At 33.2% G+C, this 19,385-nt stretch carries 17 protein-coding genes; 9 read left to right on the forward strand and 8 right to left on the reverse strand.

Annotation, left to right across the window (positions count from 1 at the left end):
- Window position 1: 1 nt before the first annotated feature.
- Window positions 2-592, reverse strand: a complete 591-nt coding sequence (tsaE, locus tag LI_RS05485; RefSeq protein WP_172633679.1) for a tRNA (adenosine(37)-N6)-threonylcarbamoyltransferase complex ATPase subunit type 1 TsaE — start codon at window positions 590-592, stop codon at window positions 2-4.
- Window positions 593-749: 157 nt separating this feature from the next.
- Between tsaE and truB the strand changes: the two genes are divergently transcribed.
- From truB to pnp, 3 genes are all read left to right on the forward strand, one after another.
- Window positions 750-1,646 (forward strand): tRNA pseudouridine(55) synthase TruB, encoded by an 897-nt coding sequence (truB, locus tag LI_RS05490; protein WP_011527088.1) that lies wholly within the window; start codon window positions 750-752, stop codon window positions 1,644-1,646.
- A 30-nt stretch (window positions 1,647-1,676) separates the two neighbouring features.
- Window positions 1,677-1,946: a 30S ribosomal protein S15 gene (gene rpsO / locus LI_RS05495; RefSeq protein ID WP_011526353.1), complete on the forward strand. Its 270-nt coding sequence runs from the start codon at window positions 1,677-1,679 to the stop codon at window positions 1,944-1,946.
- A 205-nt stretch (window positions 1,947-2,151) separates the two neighbouring features.
- Entirely contained in the window at window positions 2,152-4,362 is a 2,211-nt protein-coding gene (gene pnp, locus LI_RS05500) for a polyribonucleotide nucleotidyltransferase (RefSeq protein WP_011527089.1), read from the forward strand.
- A 115-nt stretch (window positions 4,363-4,477) separates the two neighbouring features.
- On the opposite strand, the gene gatB is transcribed toward pnp, so the two are convergent.
- From gatB to LI_RS05515, 3 genes are all read right to left on the reverse strand, one after another.
- Window positions 4,478-5,911, reverse strand: a complete 1,434-nt coding sequence (gatB, locus tag LI_RS05505; protein WP_011527090.1) for an Asp-tRNA(Asn)/Glu-tRNA(Gln) amidotransferase subunit GatB — start codon at window positions 5,909-5,911, stop codon at window positions 4,478-4,480.
- 18 nt (window positions 5,912-5,929) lie between these two features.
- Entirely contained in the window at window positions 5,930-6,568 is a 639-nt protein-coding gene (locus LI_RS05510; protein WP_011527091.1) for a DUF4254 domain-containing protein, read from the reverse strand.
- Window positions 6,569-7,204: 636 nt separating this feature from the next.
- Complete coding sequence (locus LI_RS05515; RefSeq protein WP_011527092.1) at window positions 7,205-8,062, reverse strand: NAD(+)/NADH kinase; 858 nt, start codon at window positions 8,060-8,062, stop codon at window positions 7,205-7,207.
- Between the two features lie 257 nt (window positions 8,063-8,319).
- Between LI_RS05515 and LI_RS05520 the strand changes: the two genes are divergently transcribed.
- The 3 genes from LI_RS05520 to LI_RS05530 all read left to right on the forward strand — a co-directional run bounded on the left by LI_RS05520 (window position 8,320) and on the right by LI_RS05530 (window position 12,769).
- Entirely contained in the window at window positions 8,320-8,955 is a 636-nt protein-coding gene (locus tag LI_RS05520) for a D-sedoheptulose 7-phosphate isomerase (protein WP_011527093.1), read from the forward strand.
- Window positions 8,956-9,298: 343 nt separating this feature from the next.
- A complete protein-coding gene (gene hemC / locus LI_RS05525) occupies window positions 9,299-10,228 on the forward strand; it encodes a hydroxymethylbilane synthase (protein ID WP_011527094.1) in 930 nt (309 codons plus the stop codon).
- A gap of 87 nt (window positions 10,229-10,315) precedes the next feature.
- Window positions 10,316-12,769: an ATP-binding protein gene (locus tag LI_RS05530; RefSeq protein ID WP_011527095.1), complete on the forward strand. Its 2,454-nt coding sequence runs from the start codon at window positions 10,316-10,318 to the stop codon at window positions 12,767-12,769.
- A 20-nt stretch (window positions 12,770-12,789) separates the two neighbouring features.
- Here LI_RS05530 and LI_RS05535 read toward each other — a convergent pair whose 3' ends face one another.
- On the reverse strand, window positions 12,790-13,992 hold the full coding sequence (locus tag LI_RS05535; protein ID WP_011527096.1) for an MFS transporter: 1,203 nt from the start codon (window positions 13,990-13,992) through the stop codon (window positions 12,790-12,792).
- Between the two features lie 380 nt (window positions 13,993-14,372).
- Between LI_RS05535 and rsfS the strand changes: the two genes are divergently transcribed.
- The 3 genes from rsfS to LI_RS05550 are packed head-to-tail and all read left to right on the forward strand — an operon-like array spanning window position 14,373 to window position 16,606.
- The gene (gene rsfS, locus LI_RS05540) at window positions 14,373-14,810 is read left to right on the forward strand and encodes a ribosome silencing factor (protein WP_015353807.1); all 438 of its coding nucleotides are present in this window, start codon (window positions 14,373-14,375) and stop codon (window positions 14,808-14,810) included.
- Between the two features lie 14 nt (window positions 14,811-14,824).
- Window positions 14,825-16,357 (forward strand): 2,3-bisphosphoglycerate-independent phosphoglycerate mutase, encoded by a 1,533-nt coding sequence (gene gpmI / locus LI_RS05545; protein ID WP_011527098.1) that lies wholly within the window; start codon window positions 14,825-14,827, stop codon window positions 16,355-16,357.
- A 6-nt stretch (window positions 16,358-16,363) separates the two neighbouring features.
- Window positions 16,364-16,606: a hypothetical protein gene (locus LI_RS05550; RefSeq protein WP_015353808.1), complete on the forward strand. Its 243-nt coding sequence runs from the start codon at window positions 16,364-16,366 to the stop codon at window positions 16,604-16,606.
- A gap of 95 nt (window positions 16,607-16,701) precedes the next feature.
- On the opposite strand, the gene LI_RS05555 is transcribed toward LI_RS05550, so the two are convergent.
- The 3 genes from LI_RS05555 to LI_RS05565 are packed head-to-tail and all read right to left on the reverse strand — an operon-like array spanning window position 16,702 to window position 19,322.
- A complete protein-coding gene (locus LI_RS05555; protein WP_011527099.1) occupies window positions 16,702-17,064 on the reverse strand; it encodes a hypothetical protein in 363 nt (120 codons plus the stop codon).
- A gap of 1 nt (window position 17,065) precedes the next feature.
- Window positions 17,066-17,671, reverse strand: a complete 606-nt coding sequence (locus LI_RS05560; RefSeq protein ID WP_011527100.1) for a hypothetical protein — start codon at window positions 17,669-17,671, stop codon at window positions 17,066-17,068.
- Between the two features lie 58 nt (window positions 17,672-17,729).
- A complete protein-coding gene (locus LI_RS05565) occupies window positions 17,730-19,322 on the reverse strand; it encodes a glycosyltransferase family 9 protein (RefSeq protein WP_011527101.1) in 1,593 nt (530 codons plus the stop codon).
- Between the last annotated feature and the right edge of the window lie 63 nt (window positions 19,323-19,385).

Raw genomic sequence — 19,385 nt, forward strand, 5'->3', positions numbered from 1 at the left:
GTTATACTATAGGTGAAGAGAGATTTTGTGTATTCATTAGCTTTAATTGGATTACCTGTTGATGTTGTATCAGAGAGTCAATAATTTTAGCTGAGATTACTCCATGATGATAACACGATATTTGTCGAGTATTTTTTTCATCTAGTGAAAGAGAAAAAATAATACACTCAGTAGGAAATAGTTCTTCTGGGAGATATTCTGCCCATTCTATGATTACTAACCCTTGGTGATCATAAAGCAATTCATATATCTCTTCAGGGATTGTATGAGAGCAGCGATAAAGATCACAATGTATAACAGTAGGATTTGTTGGATAATAGTTACAAATAGTAAAACTAGGGCTTGAGACTTCAGCATATTCATTATACAGGAAATGTTGTACTAATCCACGAGTAAAGGTTGTTTTGCCACTTCCAACTTCTCCGTAGAGTAAAATAACAGGCATAAAAGAATAGTTTACAAGAAGAGTTGCTATATATTGTCCAAAATAAGTCATACTATTCGGGTTAGAAATAGTAAATATTACAGAGGGAGGAGAATTTTGTGTATAAGTTTTTGTAACTATAGAGGACATAGGTGGTGTGTTCTGCAAATTATTATACATAGGCACTATAATAACTGGGCTTTACAAGGAATTCAATAGATTCTTGTCAAGGATATAAAAAATATTGTTGCATGAATTATTGCTTGGAATTAATATAACAAGATAAGTAGACTTGTGAAGCAAAAGAGAGTATGAGTTTTAGTAGATGGAACAATATCATGGTCTTTTGGTTGTAAATAAGCCTCAAGGAATTACTTCAGCAGCTTGTACGTATTATTTAAAAAAAATGGGGCAAAGAAAAATTGGCCATGCAGGAACATTAGATCCTATGGCACAAGGTGTGTTGCTTATCCTTTTAGGACATGGGACAAAAATTTTTAACTATCTTCTTGAAGGAGGAGAAAAAGTATATAAGGCAACAGTTTGTTTTGGACAAACTACAGATACTTGGGATAGAGAAGGAAAAGTCCTTACAACACAGAGTTGGGAACATATTACTTCAGAAGAGGTTAGGGAACATATTTTTTCTTGGAAAGGTATAAACAAGCAGCTTATCCCACCATATTCTGCTGCTAAATATCAGGGGCAGCCTTTATATGCTTTATCCCGTAAAGGGGAAAACACTCCACATAAAACAAAGAAAATAGAAATTTCATGTGTGGAAGTTCTTACTATTAACCTCCCATATGTAACCTTTCGAGTTACATGTAGTTCTGGTACCTATATACGCTCTCTAGCCCACAGCTTGGGGATGCGAATGAGGTGTGGGGCTGTTCTCACAGAGCTGACTCGAGAGTATAGTTATCCTTTTGGGCTTGATACAGCAATTCCATTTGAGGATCTTGTAACCAATCCAGATTTATTACTAGATCGGATTATTCCTATTACAGCAGCATTGCCTGACTGGTCAATTGTTGTTGTTAATAAAAGTGAGGTTTCACAGATTAAAAATGGTATTCCCCTTTTTAGAAGAGATACAACATGTCTCTCAGGTAAAAAGACAGTACTTTTGCTGGAAGATGGAACACCTTTAGCACTTGCTGAAGCAATGAATACTTCTAATGGAGCTGTATGGACTTTACTCAGAGGATTATGGACATAAAACCTAAAATTATAATATGAGGAAATTGCTGTGGTAATGGATGCATTACAAAAAAAGAGTATTATTAATGTATATGCTAAACATGAGGGCGATACAGGTTCTCCAGAGGTACAGGTTGCATTATTAACTGCTCGTATAGAAGTTCTTACAGAGCATTTTAAGTTACACAAAAAAGATTTTCATTCTCGTCAAGGGTTATTAAAACTTGTAAGTCGTCGTCGAAAGTTACTTAGCTACCTAAAAAGTAGAAATATTCAATCTTATCGTGATGTTATTGCAAAACTTGGCTTGCGGAAATAATAATTGTTTTATTGGGGGAGAATTCCCCCTTTTTATTATATTTATATTATAATCTATAAATTTTATAGATTATAATTAGTAGTATAAATTTTAGATATAGTAAGAAAGGTTACATAATTCACCAAGTTGTTAATGAGTAATTTTATAAAATTATTATTTTGACTTACGGTTATTATAGTACTTTTTTGACATAAAAAGGAAATGTATGAGCTTTAGAAAACCCCCCATTCGTTTAGCTACTCAAGTTGGTGGTAAAGAAATTATTTTTGAAACTGGTTATATGGCTACACAGGCAAATGGTTCTCTTACAGTTCAATGTGGTGGTACCATTGTTCTTGTAACAGTTTGTTCTCAACCCCTTGAGTCTGACAAGGGTTTTTTCCCCCTTACTGTGGAATACTCAGAAAAGATGTATGCTGCAGGAAGAATCCCTGGAAGCTTTTTTAGACGAGAAATAGGACGTCCTAGTGAACGTGAAACACTTATTTCTCGACTAATTGATCGTCCTATTCGTCCAATGTTTCCTAAAGGCTTAGCAGAAGATGTCCAAATTTTGGCTAATGTAATTTCTTCAGATCAAGAAAATGAATCTGATATTTTAGCAGTAACAGGGGCATCAGCAGCTGTAATGCTTTCTTCTTTACCTTTTGAGTGTGCTATAGCAGCTGGGCGTATTGGACGTTTAAATGGTCAGTTTGTATTAAATCCTACAATTAATGAAATAGAATTAAGTGATTTAAATATTGTTTTTGCTGCGTCTTCAGAGGCTGTTGTAATGGTTGAAGGTGAAGCAAATGTTGTTGAAGAGGAAATCATTATTGAGGCTCTTGAATGGGGTCATAAAGAAATTCAGCCAATCATAACCCTCCAAAATAAAATCCAAGAACTTGCTGGACGAAATAAAATACCATTTGTTCCTGTTGAAGAGAATATAGTTTTTTCTAAAAAAGTAGAAGAATTAGCGGATAAATTTGGTATAGTAGAAGCTATGCAAGTTAAAGAAAAGCAATTTCGTAAAGAAGCTCGTAAAGCTGTTAAGGAAAAAGTGTTAGCTATATTAAAAGAAGATCCTCTTTATGCTGAACATAGTGATATACTTAATACAGTAAGTGAAATTATTGGAAATTTAGAAAAGAAGATTGTTCGTCAAAGAATAGTAAAAGAAAATTTACGTATTGATGGACGTGATACAATAACAGTGCGTCCTATAGCAATTGAGGTAGGTTTACTTCCACGTACGCATGGTTCAGCCCTCTTTACTCGTGGTGAAACACAGTCATTATGTATTACAACATTAGGAAGTTCAACAGATAATCAGAGAGTAGATTCACTTGCAGGAGATACAGTTAAAAATTTTATGCTTCATTATAATTTCCCTCCTTTTTCTGTAGGAGAAGTAAAGCCCGTTCGTGTATCTAGACGTGAAATTGGTCATGGTGCATTAGCAGAAAAGGCACTTAAATATATTCTTCCTTCTCAAAATACGTTTCCTTTTACAGTCCGTATCGTTGCTGAAACATTAGAATCTAATGGCTCTTCTTCTATGGCTGCTATATGTGGTGGTTGTTTATCATTGATGGACGCTGGTGTCCCAATTTCTGCTCCAGTGGCTGGTGTAGCAATGGGGCTGATTAAAGAAGATGATCAATTTATTGTTTTAACAGATATAATTGGTGATGAAGACGCCTTTGGTGACATGGATTTTAAGATTGCAGGCACAACTAAGGGTATTACAGCTGTTCAAATGGATATTAAAATTACTGGCTTGACTACAGATGTAATGCGCAAAGCAATGGAGCAAGCACGTGAGGCTCGTATACATATTCTTAGTGAAATGGCAAAAGCATTAGATGTCCCACGTTCTAACCTTTCACAGTATGCACCACAACACGCTGAGCTTGTAGTAAATCCTGATGCTATTCGGATGATTATTGGTCCTGGTGGTAAAAATATTAAACAGATTACAACTGTTACTGGTGCAGCTATTGATATTAATGATAGTGGAAAAATTTCAATTTTTGCTCCTACATCTGAAGCAATGGAACAAGCAAAACAGATGATTTTATATTATGATCAACGTCCAGAATTAGGTAAAAACTATAAGGGGAAAGTTCGTAAAATTTTAGAAATAGGTGCTATTTTAGAAATTATGCCTAATGTGGAAGCATTTGTTCATATTTCCCAACTTGCTGTTGAGCATATTGCACAGGTGACTGATGTTGTACAGCTAGGTGAAGATATGATAATTAAAGTTATTGAAATTACAGGTGATAGAGTCCGTGCAAGTCGTAAAGCAGTATTACTAGAAGAAGAAGGTATAACTTGGACTCCTGAAGAGAGTAGTCGTTTTTCTAAAGGAAATCGTAATGGTGATCGTAGTCGTCACAACAATAGAGAACGTACACGTCGGACATAACTTTTATTAAGAATAACTACTAGGTTATATAGGCTGATTGATTCTTCTTACTAAAGAAAAATCAATCAGTTTTGATTATACTATATTATTAAAAGTAGTAAATTTTTAACTTAGGTTATTTTGATAATATATTATGAAGTGCTTGATTAACAAGTGCTGGATTAGCTTGTCCCTGCATTTTTTTCATAACTTGTCCAATAAAAAAACTTAATAATTTTGTTTTTCCATTTTTATATGCGGCTACTTCAGTAGGATTTTCAGCAAGAACTTCAACTACAATTGTATCAATAGTCTTTGTATCAGAAATTTGTGTTAAGCCATGTTTTATTACGTAATCTTTAGGCATTAATTGTTTGCTAAATAAATCTTCAAAGATATCATGAGCAATTTTGATACTAATAAGATTTTCATCAATAATAGCTGCAAGTTCAGCAATTGCTTCAGGCTTCATTGTACATTGTTGGATTGTTATATTATGCTCATTAAGCATATGTAATAGTAATATTTTAATAAGGTTAGCAATTTTTTTAGGTTTTGGGTATAATTTAACTGCTTTTTCAAAAAAGTCAGCAAGTTCTCGACTTGATGTAAGTATTTCTGCATCCTGATGAGCTAAACCCCATTCTATTACAAATCGTTTTTGTCGACTATCCGATAATTCTGGGATTTCACCTTTCCATTTTTCTATTTCCTGAATAGTAACATAAATAGGTACTAAGTCAGGATCAGGAAAATATCTGTAATCATGGGCTGTTTCTTTATCTCTCATAGGGGTAGTGATATCTTTATCACTATTATAAAGACGAGTTTCTTGTATTATTGTTTTACCATCTTCTAATATATCTTGCTGACGATTGATTTCAAATTCAAGAGCTCGTTGAACATTTCGGAATGAATTTAAGTTTTTGATTTCAGTTCGAGTCCCTAGATGTTTAGAATTATATGGTCGTAAAGAAATATTTGCATCACATCGAAAGTTGCCTTCTTCCATATTTCCATCACTGATACCAAGATATGTTACAATTGCATGTAAGCTTTTTAAATAAGCAACAGCTTCAGAAGGAGTATTTATATCCGGCTTACTAACAATTTCAATAAGAGGTACTCCTGCTCTATTAAGATCTATAAAACTTTTATTTTCATGAGGAGAGTGAATACTCTTTCCAGCATCATTTTCTAGATGAATTTGGTGGATCCCTATTCTTTTATTGTTATTTTTTATAGTCAGATCAAGATATCCTGAAGTACAGAGAGCATGGGTACCCTGAGATATTTGATATCCGTTTGGTAGGTCAGGATAAAAGTAGTTTTTTCGAGAAAAAAAAGAGTGAGTATTAATTGTACAATGCAATGCAAGTCCAGCTTTAACTGCGTATTCAACAGCTAGTTTATTTAGGGATGGTAATGCACCAGGCATACCTGCGCAGATTTCACATATATTAGTATTTGGTGGAGTTCCAAATGTTGTAGGGCAAGAGCAGAAGAGTTTAGACTTTGTTCCAAGCTGAACATGTACTTCTAGCCCAATGACGGCTTCAAAGTGACTCATGTATAGATTTCTCCCTTATTAGGATGTTAGTGAATACAGTTGTGGGTTAAGAGAAGGATTGTTATACATCTTATATTGGAAATAAAGTTTAGGTTTTCGGATTCCTTGGTGGAATTCGTTTACTAGGTTTAGGATAGCATTATTAAGATCAATATGTTGTTCTTTTAGTACATGTAATTTTTGTTTACAATTTTCAATATGTTCAATAGTAACGTCGCTACGTTCGACCTGTTCATTCATATGCCATATCTTTAGGCTTAAAATAGAAGAGCGATCAATAGCCATTCCTAATGACTCAGTATTTGTATGTACATTGTTAGTATTAGTAGGTAGTAATGGTTGAATAAGGTTAAGAAAAGCTATATCAATTTGTTCCATAAAATCGTTTCGTTGTTGGTTTAATTGATCAATAGATCGTTTACATTCTGCAATCAGTATAGGTTCTATATCACGCCGACGTGCAATATCTTCTTCATGCCAGATTTTAAAATTAAATAGATGTTGAATAACAACAAGTTCTTTAAAAATAGATGGAGTATAGACAGTTTTTAGTTTGGGTGGCTCAATTTCAGGTAGTTCTTCATGCCAAAGCATAGTTTTTTGTGTTTGTAGTTCAAAACATTCTATAAGCATAGTTATACAATCGTGTATATTCATCAGAAAAATATCCTTAGAAAGTTTGTTATTATAACGATTGGAAAGTTATATTTGTTTTTTTGTTGAAAAGACTTTTAGTTGTTTGACCTATAGCTTAATTTTGTTATATTAATCTGATATTACTAACATTTAGTTTACACAATATAAAAATTATATGTTTTATTAAATAGTAAAATAAGTTTTTTATTTTTTATAGTTAAGAGTAATTTCAATCCGTTATAGTTTGAACGGTAATAGAATTGTTATTAATCCACTTGACTATATTTGTTTTTAACGAAAAATTACATAATTATCCAGTATGTTACTCGTATAAACTAATGGGAACAGGAACATACAAAAGATTGAAGATGGCTCATTAATGCATAGTGGCCCTATGTATTTATTTCTATTTATAACTATAGAGTAGAGGAGGCAGAATATACTGGTATAATTTAGTATAGTTAATTACCATTTATTTTTTAACTTTTTTATGTATATAAAAAAAGTTAGTTATTTTGATAGATAATAAATGAAATACAAAAGCAAAAAGTAAAGAATGCTATATTAATATTAAGAAACATTTTTTTATTTAACGATAAGAGATAATAATAAATACAATAACTATACTTAGTATAAGTTTCGTTAGGTTATTGATATCTATAAGTTAAAATCTGTGGAAGATAAAAGACCTTTTTTTTGTAGGTGTTGTAAATAGCTATAGTTGGCTGTAGTGTATATAAGAAGCCCACTTTTTATTCCTTGAATTCCAACACTATCATTGGGTTTAAGTACAAAACCTTCTTGTCCATCGACTGTAAGGAATGGTTCAATAGCATGAGGTGAAGGTGTAAGCGTAATTGTTGTTGATAGAGGTAAAACTAGCGGAGGTGTACTTCTGAAGAGTGTCGATACAGAGGTCAGTGTAAGTGCTTGCACATCAGGATGAACTAATGGTCCATGAGCAGAAATTGTATAACCAGAGGTCCCAAGAGGAGTAGAAACAAGAATACCATCAGAGCGAATCACTCCAATATGATGTTTATTAATAGAAACATCAACAGCAAGAACTCGTGCAAGAGCTCCACGTCCTACTACAACATCATTTATAGCAAAACCATTTTTTATAACTTGATTATGACGAATTATTGACCAGGAAAGGACTATTTTTTTTTGAAGAACAAGCTTATGAGAATAAAGTTGTTCAAGCATTTGTGGCCAGTTTTCAGGATGAATTTCTACAAGAAAACCAACTTGTCCAAAGTTAATACCTAAAACAGGTATTTGTTTTTCAATAAGGTTACGGGAAATACTAAGGAAAGTTCCATCTCCCCCAAGTATAATAGCTACTTGTGTATGAACAAGTGATTGTTTTAATTGTGACTCAGGAATATCAGATGAAAAGAGATTTGAGGTTACATTCTTATTATAAAACCAATGTTGGATATCATGTGCTGTTTTTTCTGCTTGAGGATTTCCTACTTTATATACAATAAGGGCATGTTTAAGCGTTTTCATATTAAATGTTGTTAATAATATTTTTTAGTGTGAATAATTAGTTTTTATAGTTAAGTTAAAATCATTTGTTATTAGTATAATCTTTTTATTATGCTTTATCATTAAAGATATATGTTATCTTAGTTAAGATAACAAGCTATAATAAAGAATAACACAGAGTTATAGTTGTCACCATGAGATGATCAACTTATTCTTAGCTGAAATAAAAAAAATTAGAAAGCTATTTATTTTATGTGAAAAGGAGTAGTCCTAGTTTCATGAATAAAGCATTTCAACTTATTACTTCCCATTTAGAAACAGGAATAAAATTACGTTCTGAATTTTTTACTGCTCATGCCAGTACAATAGTTGAGATGGCTCGACAAATTGCTTCATCAGTAGCATGTGGGGGTAAAATTATTATAGCTGGTAATGGTGGTAGCGCTGCAGATGCTCAACACTGGGCAGGAGAATTTGTTAATCGCTTTCTTTTAGATCGTCCTCCATTACCAGCTATTGCATTGACTACAGATTCTTCTATTTTGACTGCTATTGGTAATGATTTTGGATTTCATCTCATCTTTGCAAAGCAACTTCAGGCAATTGGTCAACAAGGGGATGTTTTTTTAGGTATTTCTACATCTGGTAATAGTGTAAATCTTATTGAAGCACTGCATGTAGCTCGTAAACAACGTATTACCACAGTTGGATTAACTGGCAAGGGAGGAGGAGGGATGGCACCTTTGTGTGATTTTTTGATTGATGTCCCTCATCAATCAACCCCTTTAGTTCAGGAGGTACATGCAACTATTGGACATATGCTATGTATGTTAATAGATTATTTCCTTTTTGAGAACGTTTCAGCTATTCAACCATTATTAAACGATCCAGCACCACATGAAAACAATGAATAATATTTTTTTATGAACAGTAGGAGATATTTCATATAAATATACTTAGTAAGTATGATATGTAAAAAGAAGTAGAAAAGTTAATTCAGTAACTATAAGAACTAATATAAATTTCAGTATAACTAGTGTATAAAAGTAGTAAGTTTAATATAAACTATTTTAGATAGGAAATAGCTGTGTATTAGTAAACTAACAACACTCTTATAAAGATTAATTATTAAGATTAATTAGCATCTACAGAGTAGTTTATATTTAAATAATGTGACTATTAAGGTATTAAATATAATATTATGCTATGGGAGTAACATAATAGTTGCTATTAATACTTTAATAGTTAGGAATAAAAATGAAAAAGATCACTATTGCTACAAGAGGAAGTAAATTAGCTTTTTGGCAGGCTAACTACATTAAAGATCAATTACAAAAAATGTATTCTTATCTTGAAGTAGATTTAATGGTTATTAAAACAAAAGGTGATCATATTCTTGATGTTCCACTGGCAAAAGTTGGAGGAAAAGGTCTTTTTGTTAAAGAAATTGAAGAGGCTCTTTTATCTGGAGAGGCTGATTGTGCAGTTCATAGTATGAAAGATGTCCCTATGGAGTTACCTTTTGAACTTTGTTTAGCTGCTATTACAGAACGCGAAGATCCTACAGATATGTTTCTTTCTATAAAGTATAGTGGTGTTAAAAGTCTACCTGAAAATGCATTAGTGGGGACAAGTAGTCTGCGAAGGCAAGCACAACTTTTAGCATTACGGCCAGATCTTCAAATTATACCATTAAGAGGTAACATTGATACTAGACTACGGAAACTTATGGCAGAAGAGTTTGATGCAATTATTATGGCAACTGCAGGAATAAAACGTTTAGGCCTTATAGCACCATATATGTCCTCATTGCCTTGTAGTGTTATGCTTCCTGCTGTTGGTCAGGGAGCCCTTGGGATAGAAGTTCAAAAAGAAAGACAAGATGTATTGGAGCTATTTTCTTTTTTAAATCATAAAGAGACATATCATTGTATTCAAGCTGAGAGAGACTTTTTAGCAGGCCTTGATGGTGGATGTCAGGTTCCTATTGCAGGTTATGCTACTATTTGTAAACAAGAAACTATCTGCTTAGAAGGTTTAGTTGCTAAGAGTGATGGTTCTGTTATGATCCGTAACCGGTTAGAAAGATCAGTAAGTGATGCATATGATATTGGTATGACATTATCAAAAATACTTCTTGCTGAAGGTGCGGATGATATTCTTGCATCAATGCATACTATCCTGTAACTTCTAATAGTTATGACATACCAGCATAGTTGATAATCTTAGTTTTTTTAACAGTTAGAATTTTTTAATACGTTTTTGGAGTACCATGTGGCTAAAGTTTTACCATTACCTGTATCTCGTCTTTGTGCAAGACTCTCGCCTGACCGAATCCCATGGGAAGTAAGTAGTGAAATTCCTAAAAATGTATCTCACCGTCTATCTCTTCAGCCTCGTGTGCATAAAGCATTAGAGCGTGCACTTGCTATAACGATTTCAGGTTATAATATATATCTTTCGGGAGAAGCACTGCTTGGCCGGTCATATCTATTAAAGGAATTTTTAGTCCCACGTGCTAAAAAAATGCAGACACCACCAGATTTACTTTTTGTACATAATTTTAATGAAGTAGACAAACCATGTTTACTCACTGTTCCTTCTGGACAAGGGAAAAAGATACAAACAGGATTAACAAAGGTTTTGTCTGAAATTCGTAAACAAGTTCCTTTGTGGCTTGAAAATGAAGAATATATTAAGAAGCATAATACAATAAAAGATAAGTTCCAAAGTAGCCGTAATAAACTTCTTAAAGAAATGCGAGGAGTGGCTAATAAACAAGAGTTTAATGTAGATCTTGATGAACATGGTGGATTAACATTATATCCGCTAGTTGAAGGAAAACGTTTAAGTGAAGATGAGTTTAATCGATTAGACGTTAATCTTAGGCAATCATTAAAGCAAAAAGGAGATAACTTATTAAGTTCAATGTCAAGTATGGTACGAAAATTAAGAAATGCAGAAAAAACATTCCAATCTGCAGAAAAAAATCTTGATCAAGAAGTAATTACAAATCTTCTTGATAAACTTTTTGTACCTTTTGTTGAAGAAGTATTACGACATTGTCCTGATAACAAATCACTAAAGAATTATTTTAATGAATTACAGAAAGATATTTTTGAGCACCCAGAGTCCTTCATCACACGTGATAATGCTTCTATAGCATTACATCAGCAACATGATGTTAGTCAGTTATGTCCTACAGAAACAGAGCAATATAGGTATTATATTAATATTTTTGTAGATAATAGTAATACAAAAGGGGCACCTATTGTTTTTGAAGATCATCCTACTGCTACACATTTGTTAGGTTGTATAGAAAGAGAAGCTGAAATGGGTGCATTAATAACTGATTTTACACTTATAAAGTCAGGGTCGTTGCATAAAGCTAATGGAGGTTTTCTTATATTACATCTTGATGATATATTACAACATCCTTTAGCATGGGAAGGATTATTGCTTGCATTGCGTTCAGGTGTTTCAACATTAGAAGATTTTGGAGAGACAACAGATGGAACTATACGTACAAAAGGGATTGAACCAGAATCTATCCCCTTAGATGTAAAAGTTATTCTTGTTGGAAATGAGGATTTTTATGAAAGATTATTGGAGCATGATGATCGTTTTAGTAAGCTTTTTAAAATTAAAGCTCAATTAACTACTACAACTGAAAGAACAGCTAAAGGAATCCGAAGTTGGCTGTTCCAATTATCTAAAATTATAGATGATACAATGCTATTACCTTTTGATGCTGAATCCCTTGCAGGACTTGTAGATTATAGTTCAAGAGAATGTGAGGATCAGAAAAAGCTTTCTTTACGTTTTCCTTTAATACGAGATGTAATGATTGAAGCATCTGCTATTGCAAATATGGCAGGCAATGAGCTTGTGCAAAAAATTCACTTAGATGAAGCTATTGCTTCTAGGCTGAATAGAGTCAACTTAGTAGAAGAACTCTTTATTGAAGAATATGATCGTGATCTTATAAAAGTTATGACAACAGGATGGAGTGTTGGTAGGGTTAATGGGTTGTCTGTATCTTGGTATGGTGATTTTGAGTTTGGATTACCACATCAAATTTCTTGTACAGTTGGTGTCGGTCATGGAGGAATTATTGATCTTGAACGTGAATCAGAGTTGGGTGGTCCTATCCATACAAAAGCTATGCTTATTTTGAAGAGCTATTTAGTTGATCAATTTGCAAAGAAAAAACCTCTTGTACTTACAGGTAGCCTTTGTTTTGAACAAAATTATGCTGGAGTTGAAGGTGATTCTGCTTCTGGTGCAGAACTTGCTGCATTACTTTCAGCTGTATCAGGTGTTCCTTTGAAATTATCTCTTGCCTTTACAGGTGCAGTTAATCAATCAGGACAAATTATGGCTGTAGGCGGGGTTAATAGAAAAATAGAAGGTTTTTTTGAAATATGTTCACGTAGAGGGCTTACAGGAGAGCAAGGTGTAATTATTCCTTATGATAATATTGATCATCTAATGTTAAATCCTAAAGTCATTGAGGCAGTCAAAGACAAAAAGTTTGCTATTTATCCAGTAAAACATATTACAGAAGCATTAGAACTTTTAACAGATATGCCTTCAGGCCGTCCTTTAAAAAAAGGAGGTTTTTCTCCAAACTCGTTATATGATAAAGTTGATAGCAGATTACAAGAGTTAGGTCATCTAGCTGAGCATGCATTCAGTAAAACTTATAGAAAAAAAACTAGGAAATAATAATCAGATAGTTATAACTACTAGTTAGGAACTATAACTTGTTTTACTTTGACTTTTAAAAGGTTAGTTATCCAAATACAACCAATAGAATAAAGAGCTAGGCAAATAAAGCCTATCCCAAATGTTAGGTGTTCCCCACAATATCCAAGAAACATTGTTATCCCTCCATTTGAAATAAGACCTGAGCTTGTCATAGACAAAGACATTAACAGAGCTTGTTGGCTAAGTGGAAAGCGTATAGCAAAAGCCTTAAAGATAGAAGGGAAAAGACATGATATCGAAATGGTTTGGAAGATGATACCTATAATAGATAGTGATGGAATATCAAATGCCATAGCGGTAAGGGCTAATGTATGAAGAATTAGGCAAAATTTAATGATAAAGTATACATTAAAACGATCTGACGCCCATCCTCCTAAAATTACAATAAAGGGAGTAATTAGCCGTGAACTAGATATAAGGATATTAGAACTTCCTGGTGTAAACCCTACCTCATCTGTGAGATATAATTGTAATATGCTAAAGACACTATATTCTCCAGCTTGAGCAATAATAAGTAGTATAACAACAGCCCAACTTGCTGGGGTAAAAAGAAGCTCTTTATAACCAGAGTAAGATGGTAAAGGGACATGTTCTTGTCCTCCTCTACCAAAAAATATAAAAAGTATACTAAGTACTAACATAGGCCAACCAAGGTAAGCACAAACACCTTGCCAATTAGTAACTTGTAAAAATAATTGAGCTAATAAAGGAATAAGTATAAAATTAAGATTAGCTGCAACTTCATGAATACTTATAGCTTTTCCCCAGTCTGAGGGATAAACAAGTGTTGATAGGACTGCTATTCCTGCCGGAAAATAAAAACCACATCCAAAACCTAGTAATGCAAAAAGTAATCGAGCTTCACTAAGTGTCTCCACATAAGGCATTAAGCATAGGCAGATACTTGAGAAGAAGACGGAAAAGGCTACCATATGTGCAGGAGTAATCTTTGAGAGTAAAAATCCACAGGAAAAAAGACTAATACTATATCCTATACTCTGCATAAGAAGAAGGCTTGTAGATTGTATATGGCCTATTTGAAGACTATTTTCTACATAGACAAGTAATGGGGCTAAGGTAGATCGAGTCATATAACTACATAAAAATAATAGAGAAACTGCGCTTATCCAAGGCAGTGCTTCACGAAAAGGCATTGGGAGAGTATAGTCATGTTTAAACATATATGAGGTTACTTAATAGTAGCTTGTTGTAAGTAAAAAATTAAAAAGATATTAGCATACTAATGAATTATTGAATTAATTCTAGTATAATTTTTTCAATGTTCAAGATAGATAAAGAAATAATAAAGATAAGAATAACATCAAGCTATGAATGAGTAAATATATTGTTATTACATATAGCATCTATCGTATAATATATAGATAATTATGACATATTACATGTTATAGTTATAGGAACAATTCTAATGAAATAGAAGAAGATCGTTATTACTTGTCTTTAAATGGAGTTCAATGTATTTGTTATACTGTGCTGAGTAATGCTTAGATTAAGTATAATGCATATAAATATTGTTAGAGTAAGGCATAGAAGGTTACAACTTATGTATAATACACAAAATTTATCTTTAAGAACTTTTTTTTCTCCTCAAATATTACCTGTTAAGTCAAAATTTTCTCAAGTTTCTGCAATTCAAAAAACTGTTATTCTTACAGGTTGGCTTGAAGAGCATAAGGCACAGAATGTGCTAGCCTTTGATGTAGTAAATAAAAATTTATGTATGGATATTGTAGTGATTTTAACAGCTACGTCTTCTCGTCATGCAAAAGGACTTGCAGATGGAATCCTTGAGGAGTGTACAAAACAAAATTTTGAATATCTTCGAATGGAAGGGTATCAATATGGTCAATGGATTTTAGTAGATCTTAATGATATAGTTATAAATATTTTCCAGGCAGGGATACGTGAGTTATATGCTCTTGAAACTCTTTGGAAAGGGTGTCCTTTATTAAATGGACAATTAGCCACTAATACTCTTTAATCAAGGATGTATTTATGAATGTAGTGCCAATACTATTACTAATTCTTGATGGTTATGGTCTTGCACCTGATAGTACTGGTAATGCAGCTAAATTAGCGTTTACACCAAACATTGATAGAATGTTAGCTATGTCAGGTGGAACTCAAATACATGCTTCAGGTCGTGCTGTTGGTCTTCCAGATGGATACATGGGAAACTCTGAGGTAGGGCATCTTAACATAGGGGCAGGTAGAGTTGTTTATCAACAAATGACACGTATTGATGTAGCTATTGAAAATAAAGAGTTAGATAGTAATCCAATTTTACTTGACCTTTTTACAAAAGTTAAATCATCTAATGGTCGATTACATCTTTTAGGATTGTTATCTAATGGTGGAGTTCATAGCCATATTAGACATCTTGAAGCTTTATTATCCATTGCTAAAGAGCATAATATTCAAGTGATATTACATCCTTTTATGGATGGGCGTGATACTGGTCCAAAAGATGGTTTAAAATTTATGAAAGAAATTGTTTCATTTTTAACATCTACATCTAGCGGGGTAATTGGTAGCTTTTGTGGCCGTTTTTATGCTATGGATCGTGATAAGCGTTGGGAAAGGATCAAACTTGCTTGGGATGCAATTGTACATGGAGTAGGCTTGCATGTGGAAGATTCTGTTAAAGCATTAGAGCAGGCGTACGCATCTGGAGAAACAGACGAGTTTATAAAGCCAAGAGTCATGGGCAATTCTAGTGTAAACTGTGTTCAGGATAATGATGCAGTATTATTTTTTAATTTTAGAGCAGATCGTGCCCGAGAGCTTGTCAGTGCTTTTATCCTTCCAGATTTTAATGGATTTGATCGTGGCCGTGTTCCCCATTTATCAGGGATTGCAACAATGACAATGTATGACAAAGAGTTTAATATTCCTGTTCTTTTTAATCATGAGAATATAACTAAAACATTAGGTGAAGTCGTTTCTGCTCTTGGATTGTTGCAGTTACGTATAGCAGAGACAGAAAAATATGCTCATGTTACATATTTTTTCAGTGGAGGACGTGAAGAGGTTTTCACAGGAGAAGAAAGGATACTTGTTCAATCTCCAAGAGATGTAGCAACATATGATTTAAAACCAGAAATGAGTGTGATGGAAGTAACTGATCGCTTACTAACAGCATGGAATAGTAAGAAGTTTTCTTTGATTGTGTGTAACTTAGCTAATCCAGATATGGTTGGTCATACAGGAAATATTAAAGCATCTATTTCTGCACTTGAAGCTGTTGATAACTGTGTTGGACGTATAGAAAAAGCAGTAGCTGAACAGCATGGTTGTTTTATTTTAACAGCAGATCATGGTAATGTGGAAGAAATGCTGGATAAATCTGGGCAGCCACAAACAGCACATTCTTGTAACCCTGTCCCTTTGATAGCAATATATGATGGGAAGCCTCTTAACCTTAAAGAAAGTGGTAAACTTGGAGATATTGCACCAACTATTTTGAGTATATGGGACGTTTCTATTCCTAATGAGATGACAGGTAATAATCTTCTTTCATCGGAGTGATAAAGTATGCATGAACAAAATCGTCCTATATCTCCTGTATCACCATCAGGAATGGAACTTCTTTTTATCTATAAGTGTCCACATTGTGGAAGGAAAATGCCTCTTATTTCACCAACACAACCTGCAATGACTCAATGTGATTCATGTAGCTTGGCCTTTCCACTTGTTCCTGTTGATGAAAGGACTATTCATTATTTAAAAATTATACTTGCTCAGGGTAGAGCTGCTGTTGATCCTGACTTTATTTAAGAATTAAATACAAACCTTAAAATAAATAAAGACTGAAAAAATTTTTTTCAGTCTTTATTTATTTATTTATTTGTTATGCTATATGAGGAGGTAATCTATTGAGCAATAATTGAAAGTTTATGTAACTCATTATCTAGCATTGAAGTTGCTTGTCCAACAGATAGTTTATAACCTTTTAAAACTTTTTGTTGTTTTTTTGAAGCTGAGAGTTGTTGCTGGATATTTGTTTTAAGTTTTGTTCCTTCTTGTATAAGTTCTTCTTGTAATGTTTTTATAGCAAGTAATTTTGATCGAATTTGTTCATTTTCAGCATCACGAATATTCCATGCATTTTCTAAGAGTTGAGCACGGTGATTACAATATTCATCAGCTTTTTCTACTTCTTCAGCTTTTAATGCATCTAACTCCAGTTGGCCAATATGTAATGCTTCATCATACAATGCTAGACTTTTAGACATACTAAGCTCCAAGATTATTTTGGATAGCTTTGCGTAACTCTTCAATAATAATATTCCAACGTTCACAAGCAGGAATTAACTCATATTCTAATAGATCTGCAAGCATGATCCAATCTTCTTGTTCAAGCACGTCTGTCATTTCGCTTAATAAAGATGAAATTTGTTCACTGCAATCTGCAAAGACGTTATCGTCTGTAACAATAAAGTCAGTTCGTAATACACTTACCATTGTCATAAAATCTCTTATAACATCTAGTAAGTCTTGAAAAAGTTCAAGTCCTTCATCATCTTCACCTCTTCTAAAGTGTTGAGCAACTTCTTTGCTGCCTGTAGCAATAAAGTTAGAAACTTTTAAAAGTTCTTCTGTAATATTATATGCCATCTCTCCAAAAGGAATAGAGCGTATTTCTACAGAATTTATTTCATTTGTTGGAATATCTTCTGCTTGGTGAGGATATAGTTCAGAGAAGAGTTCATCATTTAACAATACATCAGTAACAATTCTATTTTCAAGACGTGAATCGCTTGCTGCGTAAAGTAAAATTTCTTCAAGGTTAGAAAAATTTTTAATTTGCATATCAGTTTTATTACCGTCGATTATAATCATAATGCCTCCTCATATGCTATTAATAGTAGTTACAAGATATCTTGCAAGAGGTGAGCCATTATTTTAGAGAATTATTCCATTTTGTAATGATTTTTTGAAAGGAGTTAGCAATAGTTAATACATGTGATAAATTGTCAGCATGTTCATGGATCGACATTTTCCAGAATATCCCTAGTGCAGTAAATAATTCGTTTTGTTCAAGTAGTTCTGTAATATTATAGGTAGTAGAAAGAAATTTTTTACCAAATTGTGAAATATGTTTTTCAGAAAGGAGAAGGCCTTGTTGTTCTAATAACTTGAGAAGGCTAGATATCTGTTCTAGAGTATTGGATGCTTGTTGCCTAACATTCTGAGATAACTGTGAGATAACCTTTGTAGATAAAGGACGATAACTTTTTGTTGTATTAGGGTTATCTAACAAGTCAATAAGTTGACGATAATAATATCGTTGGATATACAACCAACTACTTCTATCTTCTTTATCATGGCCAGACAGAGATTGAAGATTAAAAAAACCATAATGATCTCTTGTTGTTATCCATACCCGCGCTACAGTAGATGTTTCAATTGGTGCTTTTTCAGGCCATTTTTTGTTAGTTAAACGATAAGTAAGAAGTGGCCAGATAGCATCAGCAGAAATTGTAGTACGACAGATTGTATCAATAGGACATGTGGTATCAAAGTCACAAGGGTGACAATTTAATGATGGCTCAAGACAACAACAGTCTTCAAGATATGGACCAGTATCATATGGTTGAGCAGTTGCAAGAAAGATAGCAAGAGAGGGTATACCCATTCCTGCAGCTAAATGCATTGTTCCTGTATCATTTGTAATAAGAAGAGAGATATGTAATAGGATAGCTGCAAGTTCTGCAATTTTTGTTTTTCCTACAAGGTCAATACATGGAGCACCAGTTTTGATGTATTCTTGAGCAAGGTGTTGTTCAGATTCGCTACCAAAAAGTACAGGGATAATTCCTAATTGATTATATAACTTTTTTCCTAATTGTGCGAAGTGAGATACAGGCCATTGACGCAATGTTGAACTAGCACCAAGTTGAAATCCTAGATATTGTTTATTGGTTTCAAAAATATGATTTTTAAAGTGTGTTGTTGAGGTTAGTAAATTTGTTTTTTGGGGAAGTTTAAGTTTATAGCATGCAGGAATATGTTCAACATGAGATATCATTCTGAATAGATCTACAAGATTGTATGGACTACATCGTCTTTTTTTTGTTGAAGCTTCAAAGAGTTTTGCCCACATTGAGTCACTTACACCAAACCCGTATTTATCGACACTAAATCCTTCTACTGGAATAATTGATTGTGAAAGACCGTAAGCTAAGAGACGAGCAGGAATATGAGGAGTAAGATTGAGAATTCGGTTTGGCGGGAATGTATTATAGATTTGTTCTATCCATTCTTGGAAATTAGCAAGAGCATAAATCCAATTTTGTTCAATCAATGATAGTAATTTCCCCCCAGAGATAGGATTCACATATGTTATATGTGATAAACATGATGTTGCATCTACAAAGCTGGATAGACAAATAAGTCCAACTTGATATCCATCTTGGTGAAGTGCTGTTATAACAGGTTGCGTCTGTATTAAGTCACCAAATCTTGATAGGTTAATAACGATAGCATGCATAATATAATTATTATATGCATAATGTAACAGATGTTAAACTAAAAAGATAAAAATATCAGATGA

Source organism: Lawsonia intracellularis PHE/MN1-00 (genome assembly GCF_000055945.1).
Lineage (GTDB): Bacteria > Desulfobacterota > Desulfovibrionia > Desulfovibrionales > Desulfovibrionaceae > Bilophila > Bilophila intracellularis.